We start from the raw sequence: 13,475 nt of genomic DNA, 5'->3' as shown, positions 1-13,475 counted from the left end.
AATAATTATTTGCGGAACATCGCCAGCATGCGGCGGGTCACGGCGAAACCGCCGAACATGTTGATCGCGGTGAGCACGATGCCGATCACGGCCAGCCAGCGGATCCAGTCGTCCGGACGCTCGGCGCCTGCGGCAAGCGGCGGCGCCACCTGCACCAGCGCGCCGATGGCGATGATGCTGGAGATCGCATTGGTCACGCTCATCAGCGGCGTGTGCAAGGCTGGCGTGACGTTCCACACCACCATGTAACCGATGAAGCAGGCCAGCACGAAGACGGTGAAGTGGCCGATGAAAGCCGCTGGCGCATAGGCGCCCACCAGCCAGAACAATGCGGCGGCAATGCCGAAAAGGACAGCAAGGCGTGTTCCCGACATCGGTTCACTTGGCGCACCATGTGCCGGCGCTTTCGGCGGCGGCGCGACGGCCGGCTTGGCGGCTACCGGCGCGGGCGCCGGCATCTTGATCGGCGGTGCCGGCCAGGTGATTTCGCCATTCTTGATGACGGTTAGCCCGCGAATGGCATCGTCGTCCATGTTGACGTTGATATTGCCATCCTTGGTCTTGCACAGTTCTTCGGTCAGGCGCAACAGATTGCTGGCGTACAGCGTGCTCGATTGCTTGGCCAGACGGCTCGGCAGATCGGTATAACCAATGATGGTCACGCCATGCCTGACCACGGCCTCGCCCGGCACGGTCAATTCGCAATTGCCGCCCTGCTCGCCAGCCATGTCGACGATCACGCTGCCCGGCTTCATCGATTGCACCATCTCGGCGGTGATGAGTTTCGGCGCTGGCTTGCCAGGGATCAGGGCGGTGGTGATGATGATGTCCGCTTCCCTGGCCTGCTTGGCATACATCTCGCGCTGCGCTTGCTGGAAGCCTTCCGACATGACTTTGGCGTAACCGCCGCCGCCGGAACCTTCTTCCTCATAATCGACTTTGACGAACTCGCCGCCCAGCGATTTGACCTGATCGGCCACTTCCGGACGGGTGTCGTTGGCGCGCACGATCGCGCCGAGGTTGGCGGCGGTGCCGATGGCAGCCAGGCCGGCCACGCCGGCGCCGGCGATGAAGACCTTGGCCGGCGGGATCTTGCCGGCGGCAGTAATCTGACCATTGAAGAAGCGGCCGAAGGCATTGGCGGCTTCGATGACGGCGCGGTAGCCGCTGATGCCGGCCATGGAAGTCAACGCATCCATCTTCTGCGCGCGCGAAAGCTGGCGCGGCAGCGCATCGATCGCCAGCACGGTCACCTTCTTCGCGGCGAGCTGCTGCATCAGTTCCGGATTCTGGGCCGGCCAGATGAAGGAAATCAGCGTAGTGCCTTCGCGGATCTGCGCCAATTCCTGCGCATTCGGCGCGCGCACCTTGAACATGATATCGGCCGTCGCCCAGACTTGAGCGGCGCTCTCGGCGATCTGCGCGCCGGCAGCACGATAGCTGTCGTCGCTGAAGTTAGCTGCATCGCCCGCGCCGGACTCGACGGTGACGGCAAAGCCCAGCTTGATGAGCTTTTCCACCACTTCGGGCACGGTTGCCACACGCTTTTCCTCGGGATAGGTTTCCCGGGGAATACCAATCACTAAAGCCATACACTTCCTCCTGGTTCATTTTAATTTTTTGCACCATCCGGCATGCTGCCGAATTGGCCCTTAAAGGTAGTGATCCCGCGGCGCCCTTGCGAGCGCAGCGGGATCGAATTTATTTTTTAGTGCATGCGGCTTTAAGGCATTGCCGCGATCTGGCTTATTTTTTCAAGCCAGTGATTTTGTTGTTGTCGTCGACAAAAACGATTTTTTGCTGATAAGTCGCGATTTCCTCATCCGACATCGGTGCATAAGTGCAGATGATCAGCAGGTCGCCCAGATGCGCCAGGCGGGCTGCCGCGCCATTCAGCGAAATCTCACCGGTACCGCGCTTGCCCTTGATAGCGTAAGTGGAGAAACGCTCGCCATTGTTGACGTTGTAAAGCTCGATTTTCTCAAACGGCTTGATATCCGCCGCTTCCAGCAAATCCTCATCGATCCCACAGGAACCTTCATAATTCAGGTCGCACTGGGTAACAGTAGCGCGATGAATCTTCGCGCGTAACATAATACGTTGCATTAACTACTCCTGACTGCCTTACTGCATGTTGCTACCATTGCCCAGCGCCGCTGGCGACAATGGAAAATGAATACGAATACCTGGTGCATCCGCGCTGATCTCGGCAGTTAAGCCGGATTTCAAGATTTTCCCGAAAAAACTCGGAAACAGTGAATCTTACACGCAATCTGCATTGTAGTAGAGCGCAGCAGTAGCCAAGGCCACAAAGCAGCTCCACTACACCGCATTTAATTTCTCACAAGAAACGTTAATTGTAGGAATTATATGTGATAGCCAAAGTGGTTTTTACTTTAACAAGAATGTCATTCTTTCCGTAGAAAGATTGTTTCCCGTCAATTAATTGCAATAGTGGGAATGTTTCTTGGAACCATATATTTATGGTGCTAGTCCACTGCTCTAGTAACAATTGACTTGAATAACGATTTCGCTGACACGGTAAAATGCCTCCCTTTCTTCCTGCCTCGCTTTCGCCTGATGCCAACCTGATCAATCTGGGTCCTAAGGCTACGAATACTATGAGTTCAACTTCACATACCTGGAAACCGTCCGTCACGGTCGCAGCCATTATCGAGCGGGAAGGCCGCTTTTTACTGGTGGAAGAAGAGACCAGCGACGGTATCCGCTTCAATCAGCCTGCCGGCCACCTGGATCCGGGAGAAACGCTGGCGCATGCGGTCACGCGCGAAACGCTGGAAGAATCCGCCCATGATTTCGAACCGACTGCGCTGGTCGGCATCTACATGTCGCGCTATCTCTCTTCGCGCACCGGCAAGGAAGTGACCTACCTGCGTTTCGCCTTCTGCGGTGAAGTCGGCGCCAAACATGACCTGCCGCTGGATGTCGGCATTCTGCGCGCGGTCTGGATGACTTACGACGAAATGCTGGCCTGCCGCGAAAAGCATCGCAGCCCGCTGGTGATGCAATGCGTGGACGATTACCTGCAGGGCAAGCGCGCACCATTGTCGTTGTTGTACACTCACCCGACGGCAATCGGCGCGTTTACTGGTTAAATAACATGGTTAAAAGAGTAGTAATCGGCATGTCGGGCGGCGTGGATTCTTCCGTTTCCGCCTGGCTGCTGAAGCAGCAAGGGTATGAAGTCATCGGCTTGTTCATGAAAAATTGGGAAGACGATGACGATTCAGAATATTGTTCGAGCCGCCAGGATTGGATCGATGCAGCCAGCGTCGCGGACGTGGTGGGTGTCGATATCGAGGCGGTCAATTTCGCCGCCGAATACAAGGAACGCGTGTTCGCCGAATTCCTGCGCGAATACCAGGCTGGCCGCACGCCCAACCCGGATGTGCTGTGCAATGCCGAGATCAAGTTCAAGGCCTTTCTCGACCACGCCATGCATCTCGGCGCCGACCTGATCGCTACCGGTCATTACGCGCGCGTGCGGCAAGTGACGTCCGGGCCTGATGCCGGCCAGTTCCAGTTGCTCAAGGCAGTCGATGCCAGCAAGGACCAGAGTTACTTCCTGCACCGCCTAAACCAGGCGCAGTTGTCGAAGACGCTCTTTCCGCTCGGGGAAATCCACAAGACGGAAGTGCGCCAGATTGCTGAAAAGATCGGATTGCCGAATGCGACCAAGAAGGATTCCACCGGCATCTGCTTCATCGGCGAAAGGCCCTTCCGTGAATTTTTGAATCGCTATCTGTCGTACAAGCCCGGCCCCATGATGACGCCGGAAGGCGATGTCGTCGGCGAACATGTCGGTTTGTCCTTCTATACGCTGGGCCAGCGCAAGGGCATCGGTATCGGCGGCTCGAAAAAACACAAGAATGCCGAAGGCGACAGCGACCCGTGGTATGTGGCGCGCAAGGATGTCGAAAACAATGTCCTGCATGTCGTGCAGGGACATGACCATCCCTGGCTCCTGTCGTCCGCGCTGGAAGCGGGCCAGGCCAGCTGGATTGCCGGCCCCCCGCCGGCATCAGGCATGCTGTCGGCGAAAACCCGTTACCGCCAGGCCGATGTGCCGTGCGATTTCCAAGCCAGCGGAAAGGATGGCTTCTCGCTATCCTTTCCGACGCCGCAATGGGCTGTCACACCCGGACAATCCGCAGTCCTGTACCAGGGCGATGTCTGCCTGGGCGGCGGCATCATCAACCGTTAAGTCTTTTAGCAATGCGCCTTTCCGGCTAGGCGCATTGCAATAAACATGCATTTTATAAGCATGTTTGATACAATCAGGAATCATCAGCGCGGATGCCTTGATTTGCGGGCGCTTTGTCGCTATTGAATCTTGCGTTTGATTGCTCGCGTCCGGGCCGGCTGTGTTCTGACTGCCGCTTGCATCGCGCAACGACACCGCAAGTTCATGCAGCGGCTGACGTCAACGTCTTGCCACGAGTGCGCATGAACTTATGAAGATGAATGAGGTGTTTCCCACCTCATCGTCGAGCTGGTGAATTTCGTTTTTAAAGTTGCATTTAAAATGCATTAATTGGAGAAATTATGGTATCCCCTGCTGCCCGCCCGTATATCGATGCCAGCGTGCCTGTACTGCGCGAACACGGCCTTGCGATCACCCGCACTTTTTATCGCAACATGTTTGCCGCTCATCCTGAATTGACCAATCTGTTCAACATGGGAAATCAGGCCAGCGGCGTCCAACAACAATCCCTGGCAGCGGCCGTGTTTGCCTATGCCGCCAATATCGACAATGCCCAGGCCCTGCAACCGGTCGTGCAGCGCATCGTCCACAAGCATGCCTCGGTCGGCATTCGTGCCGAGCATTACCCGATCGTCGGCCGTCATCTGCTTGGCGCCATCCAGGAAACCCTGGGCGACGCCGCTACTCCTGCTCTGTTGGCGGCTTGGGAAGAAGCCTACGGCGAGCTGGCCAGCGCGCTCATCGCAGCCGAAAAGGAACTGTATCGGCAAGCGGCTACCGAGGCAGGCGAATTGCGCGCCATGCGCGTGGCGGCCGTGACGCGTCAAAGCGAAGATGTCATGTCGTACACGCTGGAAGCTATCGATGGCAAGGCGCTGCCTGCCTTCAAGCCTGGCCAGTACGTCAGCGTCGCGGTCGATTTCGCCGATGGTCGTCGCCAGTTGCGGCAATACAGCCTGTCCGATTCGCCGCTGGCGCCGCATCTGCGGATTTCGGTCAAGCGTGAAGCAGCAAACTCACAAATTCCTGCCGGTGCCGTATCGAACTGGCTGCATGATCACGTCAAGGCAGGCGACTTGCTCCGGGTTACGCACCCCTTCGGCGACTTCACTCCTGATGCCGATTCGGACGAGCCGGTCGTGTTGCTATCCGCCGGCATCGGCATCACGCCCATGGTCGCGGTGCTGAATCACATCGTGCGCGCCAATCCGCGTCGGCATGTGATTTTCGGCCACGCCGCGCGTGATGAAGCGCATCACGCTCACCAGGCTGACATCGCCGCCGCTAAGGCTGCCATGCCGAACCTGCAAGTTATCAGCTTCCATGAATCGCTGGCTGCCGATACTGACGAGATTCTTGCCGGCCGCATGGAGGTGGCGCGCCTGCCATCCTGGCCACGCATGGAAACGAATGTCTATCTGTGCGGTCCTTTGGGCTTCATGCGCGAGCAATGGAGTGCGCTGCTTGCCGCCGGCGTGCCGGTAGTCCGCCTGCATCGTGAAGTGTTTGGCCCCGAGATGCTGGATCACTTGAGCTGATCCCTTTCGCCGCCATCCAAGCCTGGCAGCGGTGGAGTCACGATATGCCGCCGCTGCCTGAATCAATGAGGGTCATCAAGCATGGAAACTGCATTCACTCCCGACAATATCCACCGCATGGTCCACGGCTTCTATGATCGCGTGCGTCGCGACGACGTGCTGGGGCCGGTGTTCGATGAGGCTTTGCCGCATGGCTGGGATGTGCATTTACCGCGCATGGTGGAATTCTGGTCGACCGTGCTGCTTGGCAGCGGCACCTTCCAGGGCAATGTGTTTGGCAAGCATATGGCCTTGCATGGTATCGAAAAAGAACATTTCGTCCGCTGGCTCGCCTTGTTTCATGAAACGGTCACGACCCTCTACGCTGGCGCGCAGGCTGAAGAAGTTTTATTGGTGGCACAACGCATTGCCGGCAGCCTGCAGCTGGGTTACTTCGGTAAAAAGCTCGTTTGAAAAGCCCATCGGGACTCCGGCTGACATTGGCCCGGATCGAATTGCTTGCATATTTCCATGACTTACCCCATAATCTAAATAAGAATTGTTATCATTTACAATCAATTCACAATTTGGCTTAATGGGTGTAGCAATGATTGTCTGTGTCTGCAACAACGTATCCGACCGTAAAATCCGCCAGGCTGCCGAAGAAGGCATGACGACATTGGCAGACTTGCGCAAACACCTCGATGTCGGAACCTGTTGCGGCAAATGCCATTCCTGCGCCAAGCAAGTATTGCGCGAATGCCAGGAAACCGTCTCGATCCTGCCCTTCTCCTTGCAAGCCATGGCGGCCTGAGCGCCGCACAGTCTATTCCAGATCATGGCGCTTCTTGCCTCCTCCGCTACCATTGCCTCCTGGCGGTTGTCTGTTCGCCAACCACCATCGAACACCAGCCCATCCCTCAAATGACCAGCCAAGGCACCAGCCAACAGTCGCATCTCTTTCAGCAATTAGGCCCGCTCGGCCTGGTGATCCTGCTGCACGTCGCCGCTTTCTTTGCCTTGCAAAACGGCTTGAGCAAACCCGTCAGCCGGGCTGAGCCGCGCGAAATCGTCGCTACCCTGATCGCGGCCCAGTCGGCGCCGGCACCCACGGCCGCAGCGCCGGCTCCGCAACCCGAACCTGTCAAGCCGCAAGCAGAGCCCAAGCCTGAGCGGCATAAGCCGCAACCCAAGAAACAGGTGAAGGAAACGCCGAAAGCCGAACCGACACCGGAACCCACGCCAAAATCGATCAGCAAGCCCGCCGAAACAGCCCCGGCGCCAGCCCCCGCTCCGGCATCGCCTCCCGCACAGGCGGCAGCGGCCGCACCGGCTCCTAACGCTGCCGCTGCGGCGGGCGCGCCTGCCGGGCCGCCCGGGCCAGCCCAACCCAAGCTGGTCACCAGCGGCGTCGAATACATTCAACCGCCCAGCCCGGTCTATCCGGCAGTGTCACGACGCCTGGGCGAAGAAGGCACGGTCACGCTGCGCGTCCTGGTGAACGAACGTGGCCGCGCCGAGCAAGCCGACATTCATAAATCATCTGGCGTGCCGCGCCTGGATGAAGCCGCACGTCAAGCCGTCCTGCGCGCAGTCTTCAAGCCTTACACGGAAAATGGCGGGCCAATACCTTATCGGGTAAATGTGCCAATAAGCTTTCAATTAGATAGATAAATAAGGACTCATCATGCAAGCAAGCCCATACGGACTGCAAAACCTGTGGCAGCAAGGCGACTTGATCACCAAGGGAGTCGCTTTCCTGCTGATCGCCATGTCGATCGCTTCCTGGTACGTCATCGTCACCAAGGCGATTCAGCTGTGGCAATACCGCCGCGCCGCCAAAGCTGCCGGCCATGAATTCTGGGATGCCACGACGGTGGAGGAAGGCTTGGCCGCACTGGGCAGCAACAATCCGTTTGCCTCACTGGCGCAAGCCGGCGTCAGCGCCATGAAGCACCACAGCGCGCACCAGGGGCACCTGCACGATGAATTGTCGGTCAGCGACTGGGTCACGCTATCGCTGCGCCAAGCCGTCGATGAAATCACCGCACGCCTGCAAACCGGCATGGCGGTACTGGCATCGGTCGCGTCGAGCGCGCCATTCGTCGGCCTGTTCGGCACCGTCTGGGGTATCTATCACGCACTGGTCGCGATCGGTTCGTCCGGTCAAGCCAGCATCGACCAGGTCGCCGGCCCGGTTGGCGAAGCACTGATCATGACTGCACTAGGCCTGGCGGTGGCAATTCCCGCATCGTTCGGCTACAACGCGCTGGTACGCGGCAACAAGAATGTCACGGCGCGCCTGAACAAGTTCGGCTTCGACCTGCATGCCCTCTTCGTCACCGGTGCGCGTGCCAGTGCCGGTCGCGATAGCGGCAAGCTGGCCGTCGTGGGAGCCGCATAATGGCAATGGGTTCTTTGTCGGATAACGACGACGATTTCAACCCGGAGATCAATACCACGCCGCTGGTCGACGTGATGCTGGTGCTGCTGATCATTTTCATCATCACCATCCCGGTTATCAACCATACGGTGAAGATCGATCTGCCGCATGCGACTAACGAGCCGAACCAGAGCAAGCCGGACAACATCAATCTGTCGATCGATGCGCAGGGCAAGATCTTCTGGAATACCGACGAGATCGACATGGAGCAGCTGAAGCTGCGCATCACCGAAGCGGCAAAGCATACGCCGCAGCCGGAATTGCACTTGCGCGCCGAGCGCACCACGCAATACGAGACAGTGATGCAAGTGATGGCGGCGGCACAATCGGGCGGGCTGACCAAGCTTGGCTTCATTACCGACCCGGAATCGAAATAGTCCTCATTTGCGCCTGGATTCTCAGGGCGGCTTCTAGTCAAGCACTTGCGCGGGAGACTTTGTTCTCCCGCTTTGCTTTTACCATCTTGTCCCGCCATTCTTCCAAACGCCGCAACAAGCCTGGGTCGGTTTGCGTTATCATCCTTGCACTCCAAAATTAATTTTCCATCGAGCCGAGGCGAACATGAAAGGCGATCCCAACATCATCAGGCTGCTCAATGCGCAGCTGACCAATGAATTAACAGCGATCAACCAGTACTTCCTGCATGCGCGCATGTACCGTCACTGGGGCTTTACCAAGCTCGGCAAAAAGGAATACGACGAATCGATTGGCGAGATGAAGCATGCCGACAATCTCATCAATCGCATTTTGATGCTGGATGGCTTGCCCAACCTACAGGCGCTCAACAAGCTGATGATCGGCGAATCGACGCCGGAAATGCTGGAATGCGATTTGAAGCTGGAACAGGCAGCGCAAGCGACGGTAAGAGACGGCATCAAGGCATGCGAAGCCGCGGGCGACTATGTGTCGCGCGAAATCCTGCGCGAAATCCTGGAAGATACGGAAGAACATATCGAGTGGCTGGAAACGCAACTCGATCTGATCAACAAGGTCGGCTTGCAGAATTACCTGCAATCGCAAATGGATGAATAAACCGGTTTGGCGGACATGAAAAAACGGGGCACTCGGCCCCGTTTTTTATTGCCCCGGCATGCATACCGGCCGCATGCTCACCTGATCAAAGCTGCGGCACCGTGTCTTTGAACGATGGACGTTCCGACAGCTTGTCGAGGTGACGGGCGAGATTCGGATACTCCTCGCGCCATTGCAATGCCGGGAAACGGAAGCTCAGCCAGTCCAGCGCACAGCCGACCGCGACATCCGCCAGCGTGTAGTGATTGCCGGCGCAATAAGGCTTGTCGCCAAGTCCTGCCGACATGGCTTTCAGTCCGGCATTCACCTTGCCCCACTGGCGCTCGATCCAAGCCGGGCTTTGCTGCGCTTCGGGACGCTGCGTGCGCTCCAGGCGAACCAGGACGGCGGCATCCAGCACGCCATCGGCCAGCGCTTCCCAGCATTTGATTTCGGCGCGTTCGCGACCTTGGCCGGAAAGCAGTTTGCCGACGGGCGACATGGTATCCAGGTATTCGACGATCACGCGCGAATCGAACATGGCGCCGCCGTCTTCCATCACCAGGCAAGGCACCTTGCCGAGCGGGTTCGATTGCTGGATCGCGGTATCGGCGCTCCAGACGTTTTCAAGAATGAATTCGTAGTCCAGCTTCTTTTCCGCCATGACCACGCGCACTTTGCGCACATAGGGACTGGCGAGGGAACCGATCAATTTCATGGCAATCGCATAGGTTAATTCGGGCGCAGATTATAACACTGGCGCCTTGCGGATTAGGCACCGTAGCCCTGCTGTTTTACCTTGCCCTCCTTTTACGTTCTCCCATAGGTGCCATCAGTGCCGCTACCGGGGAGGGAATGAAATCCGTGACGGCAAGCGATTTGGCACGCGATTTGATGGGCGCAACGGATGGTAAAATGGCGGATTCTTATCTTCATATCAGCAATTCCGCCATGTCACTCTCCGCGCTTTCCGCCCTCTCTCCGCTCGACGGCCGCTACGCCGCCAAAACCGACAAGCTGCGCCCGATCCTGTCCGAAGCCGGCTTCATGCACCATCGCGTCAAAGTCGAAATCGCCTGGCTGCAAGCTCTGTCTAATGCCGGCTTTGCCGAGATCAAGCCCTTCTCGCCGGCCGCCAATGCGCTGCTGGACAAGCTGGCTGCTGAATTCAATGAAGCTGACGCTGCCCGCATCAAGGAAATCGAAGCCGTCACCAACCATGACGTCAAAGCCGTCGAATACTGGTTGAAGGAAAAGGTCAAGGATGTGCCAGAGCTTGTCGCCGCATCCGAATTCATCCACTTCGCCTGCACCTCGGAAGATATCAACAACACCTCGCACGGCATGATGCTCAAGGCCGCGCGTGACAATGTCATGGTGCCGGCGTTGCAGGCGCTTGTCGCCAAGCTGACCGAGATCGCGCATGACAACGCCGAATTGCCGATGCTGTCGCGCACCCATGGCCAACCTGCCAGCCCGACCACGCTCGGCAAGGAAATCGCCAACGTGGTGGCCCGCCTGCAGCGCGCCATCGAGCGCGTCGCCAATGTGCAAATCCTCGGTAAGATGAATGGCGCAGTCGGCAACTACAATGCCCACCTGTCGGCTTATCCGGAATTCGACTGGCCGGCGTTCTCCAAGAATGTCATCGAGCAGCGCCTGGGCCTGACCTTCAACCCGTACACCATCCAGATCGAGCCGCACGATTACATGGCTGAGCTGTTCGACGCCGTGGCGCGCGCCAACACCATCCTGCTCGACCTGAATCGCGACATCTGGGGCTATATCTCGCTGGGCTACTTCAAGCAACGCACCAAGGCTGGCGAAATCGGTTCATCCACCATGCCGCACAAGGTCAATCCGATCGACTTCGAGAATTCCGAAGGCAACCTCGGCATGGCCAACGCCGTCCTCAAGCACCTGGCGGAAAAGCTGCCGGTATCGCGCTGGCAGCGCGACCTGACCGACTCGACCGTGCTGCGCAATATCGGCGTCGGTTTCGGCTATACCCTGCTGGCTTACGACAGCTGCCTGCGCGGCTTGAACAAGCTGGAAGTCAACCCGGCACGCCTGGCCGAAGACCTCGACGCTACCTGGGAAGTGCTGGCCGAGCCGGTCCAGACCGTAATGCGCCGCTACGGCATCGAAAATCCGTACGAGCAATTGAAGGAACTCACCCGCGGCAAGGGCATTTCCAAAGATGCGCTGCGAGAGTTCATCAATGGTCTGGCGATTCCGCAGACTGCCAAGGACCAGTTGCTGGCGATGACACCGGCCAACTACATCGGCATTGCTGCTGAGCTGGCACGCAAGATCTGACGCTTCTTCATCGCAAGTGTGTTTACCGCAATTATTGGGGCGGCAAACACACTTGCCATTTTTTTGCTATATTAGTCCTAGTTCGAACTAATTGAATCAGTACAAATTTCTAAAAACACATGGAAAAATATACCAAGACAGCAGTCGCCCTGCACTGGCTCATCGCCTTGCTGATCGTGGCGGCATTTGCGCTGGGCATGACCATGACGGATATTCCCGGCCTGACGCCGACCAAGCTGAAGTATTTTTCGTGGCATAAATGGCTTGGCGTGACCGTGCTCGGCCTTGCCGCCCTCCGCTTGCTGTGGCGCCTGACGCATCGCGCGCCCGCCTTGCCTGCCGGACTCATGCCAGCCTGGCAAATCAAGGCGGCTGAAGCGCTGCATGGCTTGCTGTATATCCTGATGTTCGCCATTCCGCTATCCGGCTATTTCTATAGCCTCTCTGCCGGTGTGCCGGTGGTGTATCTTGGCGTGTTGCCGCTGCCGGTGCTGATCGATCCCAACCCGGAACTGAAGCCGGTGCTGAAGGCTGTGCACTACTGGCTCAACATGGGCTTGCTGGCAGCAGTCATCCTGCACGTGGCCGCCGCATTGAAGCACCAGTTCATCGACCGCGACGGCGTGCTCAAGCGCATGCTGCCGTAAGCTGTCCATACCCTTATTCGCCCCCACATCAGAAAGGACTCATCATGACACTTCGTAAGCTTTTCCATACCGGCGGCACGGCCGTGCTTTGCCTGGCATTGTCGGGCCTGGCCTGGGCGGCATTGAAAGTCGACACCGCCAAGAGCAGCGTGACTGCCGTTTCCAAGCAGATGGGCGTGCCGGTGGAAGGCAAATTCAAGAAATTCAATGCCCAGATCGACTTCAACGCCGCCAAGCCGGAAGCATCCAAGGCCACCATCGATATCGACGTCGCCAGCTTCGATCTCGGCAGCGCGGAATTCAACAGCGAAGTCATGAAGAAAGAGTGGTTCAACGCCGCCCAGTATCCCAAGGCGACCTTCGTCTCCACCGGCATCAAGCCTGCTGCCGGCGGCAAATATGATGTCGCAGGCAAGCTGACCATCAAGGGCAAGACGGCAGACGTGGCCTTCCCCCTGACCCTGAAGAAGGAAGGCGCCGCGCAGGTGTTCGAAGGCTCCCTGCCGATCAAGCGCCTGGCTTTCAACATCGGCGAAGGCGATTGGAAAGACACCAGCATGGTCGCCGATGAAGTCACCATCAAGTTTCGCGTCGTGACGGCGCAATAGCAGCAAATCTGCAGACAACTCCAAGTACTTTCAGCAACCCGTTAACAAAAGGATTACAGCATGCAACTCAAAACCCTCGCCGCAGCAGCACTGGCCCTCGCATCGGTCTCGGCAATCGCCGCTCCTACCACCTACAACATTGAGCCGAATCACACTTACCCGAGCTTCGAAGCCGACCACATGGGCATTTCCACCTGGCGCGGCAAGTTCAACAAATCCAGCGGCACCGTGACGCTCGACCGCGCCGCCAAGACCGGCACCATCGATATCACCATCGACACCAGCTCGATCGATTTCGGCCACGCCAAGATGAACGATCATGCCAAGAGCAAGGATATCTTCAATGTCGAGAAATTCCCGACTGCGACCTTCAAGAGCAACACGATCAAGTTCAATGGCGACGTGCCTGTTGCAGCGGAAGGCGAATTCACCCTGCTGGGCGTGACCAAGCCGCTGACTCTGACGATCAACAAGTTCAAGTGCATCCAGCACCCGATGTTCAAGCGCGAAGTGTGTGGCGCCGATGCCAGCGCAACCTTCAACCGCACCGACTTCGGCCTGAACTATGGCGTGCCGATGGGCTTCTCGCCGGAAGTCAAGCTGGCCATCCAGGTCGAAGCCCTGAAGGCTGACTAATCCGCAAACCGGCCATATGCGCCGGTTTCATTTCTTTTCAGGGCGCGCGCGATAGCGGCGCCCTTTTAT

The 13,475-nt window shown here is 57.8% G+C and carries 16 protein-coding genes; 13 read left to right on the top strand and 3 right to left on the bottom strand.

Annotated features, from left to right (window positions below; genetic code table 11):
- Positions 1-5 precede the first annotated feature (5 nt).
- Positions 6-1,592 carry a Re/Si-specific NAD(P)(+) transhydrogenase subunit alpha gene (locus EDC30_RS03390; protein ID WP_132257329.1) on the bottom strand — a complete coding sequence of 529 codons (1,587 nt, stop codon included), beginning with the start codon at positions 1,590-1,592 and terminating at the stop codon, positions 6-8.
- Positions 1,593-1,746: 154 nt separating this feature from the next.
- Positions 1,747-2,106, bottom strand: a complete 360-nt coding sequence (panD, locus tag EDC30_RS03385) for an aspartate 1-decarboxylase (RefSeq protein ID WP_132257327.1) — start codon at positions 2,104-2,106, stop codon at positions 1,747-1,749.
- Positions 2,107-2,621: 515 nt separating this feature from the next.
- Here panD and EDC30_RS03380 point away from each other — a divergent pair.
- From EDC30_RS03380 to bfr, 9 genes are all read left to right on the top strand, one after another.
- Positions 2,622-3,116, top strand: coding sequence for an NUDIX hydrolase (locus EDC30_RS03380; protein WP_132257326.1), 495 nt, complete (start codon positions 2,622-2,624; stop codon positions 3,114-3,116).
- A gap of 5 nt (positions 3,117-3,121) precedes the next feature.
- Positions 3,122-4,225, top strand: a complete 1,104-nt coding sequence (gene mnmA / locus EDC30_RS03375; RefSeq protein WP_132257324.1) for a tRNA 2-thiouridine(34) synthase MnmA — start codon at positions 3,122-3,124, stop codon at positions 4,223-4,225.
- Positions 4,226-4,566: 341 nt separating this feature from the next.
- Entirely contained in the window at positions 4,567-5,763 is a 1,197-nt protein-coding gene (gene hmpA, locus EDC30_RS03370; RefSeq protein ID WP_132257323.1) for an NO-inducible flavohemoprotein, read from the top strand.
- 81 nt (positions 5,764-5,844) lie between these two features.
- Entirely contained in the window at positions 5,845-6,216 is a 372-nt protein-coding gene (locus tag EDC30_RS03365) for a group III truncated hemoglobin (RefSeq protein WP_132257321.1), read from the top strand.
- 133 nt (positions 6,217-6,349) lie between these two features.
- On the top strand, positions 6,350-6,556 hold the full coding sequence (locus EDC30_RS03360; RefSeq protein WP_132257320.1) for a (2Fe-2S)-binding protein: 207 nt from the start codon (positions 6,350-6,352) through the stop codon (positions 6,554-6,556).
- Positions 6,557-6,666: 110 nt separating this feature from the next.
- Positions 6,667-7,416, top strand: a complete 750-nt coding sequence (locus EDC30_RS03355; RefSeq protein WP_132257318.1) for an energy transducer TonB — start codon at positions 6,667-6,669, stop codon at positions 7,414-7,416.
- Positions 7,417-7,429: 13 nt separating this feature from the next.
- The gene (locus EDC30_RS03350; RefSeq protein ID WP_132257316.1) at positions 7,430-8,146 is read left to right on the top strand and encodes a MotA/TolQ/ExbB proton channel family protein; all 717 of its coding nucleotides are present in this window, start codon (positions 7,430-7,432) and stop codon (positions 8,144-8,146) included.
- Positions 8,146-8,562, top strand: coding sequence for an ExbD/TolR family protein (locus EDC30_RS03345; protein ID WP_132257314.1), 417 nt, complete (start codon positions 8,146-8,148; stop codon positions 8,560-8,562). The genes EDC30_RS03350 and EDC30_RS03345 overlap by 1 nt, the downstream gene beginning before the upstream one ends.
- Before the next feature lie 184 nt (positions 8,563-8,746).
- Entirely contained in the window at positions 8,747-9,217 is a 471-nt protein-coding gene (bfr, locus tag EDC30_RS03340; protein ID WP_132257312.1) for a bacterioferritin, read from the top strand.
- Between the two features lie 85 nt (positions 9,218-9,302).
- Here bfr and EDC30_RS03335 read toward each other — a convergent pair whose 3' ends face one another.
- The gene (locus tag EDC30_RS03335; RefSeq protein WP_132257310.1) at positions 9,303-9,914 is read right to left on the bottom strand and encodes a glutathione S-transferase family protein; all 612 of its coding nucleotides are present in this window, start codon (positions 9,912-9,914) and stop codon (positions 9,303-9,305) included.
- A gap of 233 nt (positions 9,915-10,147) precedes the next feature.
- On the opposite strand from EDC30_RS03335, the gene purB reads away from it, so the two are divergent.
- From purB to EDC30_RS03315, 4 genes are all read left to right on the top strand, one after another.
- Positions 10,148-11,515, top strand: coding sequence for an adenylosuccinate lyase (purB, locus tag EDC30_RS03330; protein ID WP_132257761.1), 1,368 nt, complete (start codon positions 10,148-10,150; stop codon positions 11,513-11,515).
- A gap of 119 nt (positions 11,516-11,634) precedes the next feature.
- Positions 11,635-12,162 carry a cytochrome b gene (locus tag EDC30_RS03325; RefSeq protein ID WP_132257308.1) on the top strand — a complete coding sequence of 176 codons (528 nt, stop codon included), beginning with the start codon at positions 11,635-11,637 and terminating at the stop codon, positions 12,160-12,162.
- 44 nt (positions 12,163-12,206) lie between these two features.
- Positions 12,207-12,770 (top strand): YceI family protein, encoded by a 564-nt coding sequence (locus tag EDC30_RS03320; RefSeq protein WP_132257306.1) that lies wholly within the window; start codon positions 12,207-12,209, stop codon positions 12,768-12,770.
- A gap of 60 nt (positions 12,771-12,830) precedes the next feature.
- Positions 12,831-13,406 carry a YceI family protein gene (locus EDC30_RS03315; protein ID WP_132257304.1) on the top strand — a complete coding sequence of 192 codons (576 nt, stop codon included), beginning with the start codon at positions 12,831-12,833 and terminating at the stop codon, positions 13,404-13,406.
- The last annotated feature ends 69 nt before the right edge of the window (positions 13,407-13,475 follow it).

The sequence above is a fragment of the Paucimonas lemoignei genome, assembly GCF_004342585.1.
In the GTDB taxonomy this organism is placed as follows: Bacteria; Pseudomonadota; Gammaproteobacteria; order Burkholderiales; family Burkholderiaceae_D; genus Paucimonas; species Paucimonas lemoignei.
The sequence above is the reverse complement of the archived record's forward strand: the minus strand, read 5'-3'. Positions and strand labels throughout refer to the sequence as shown.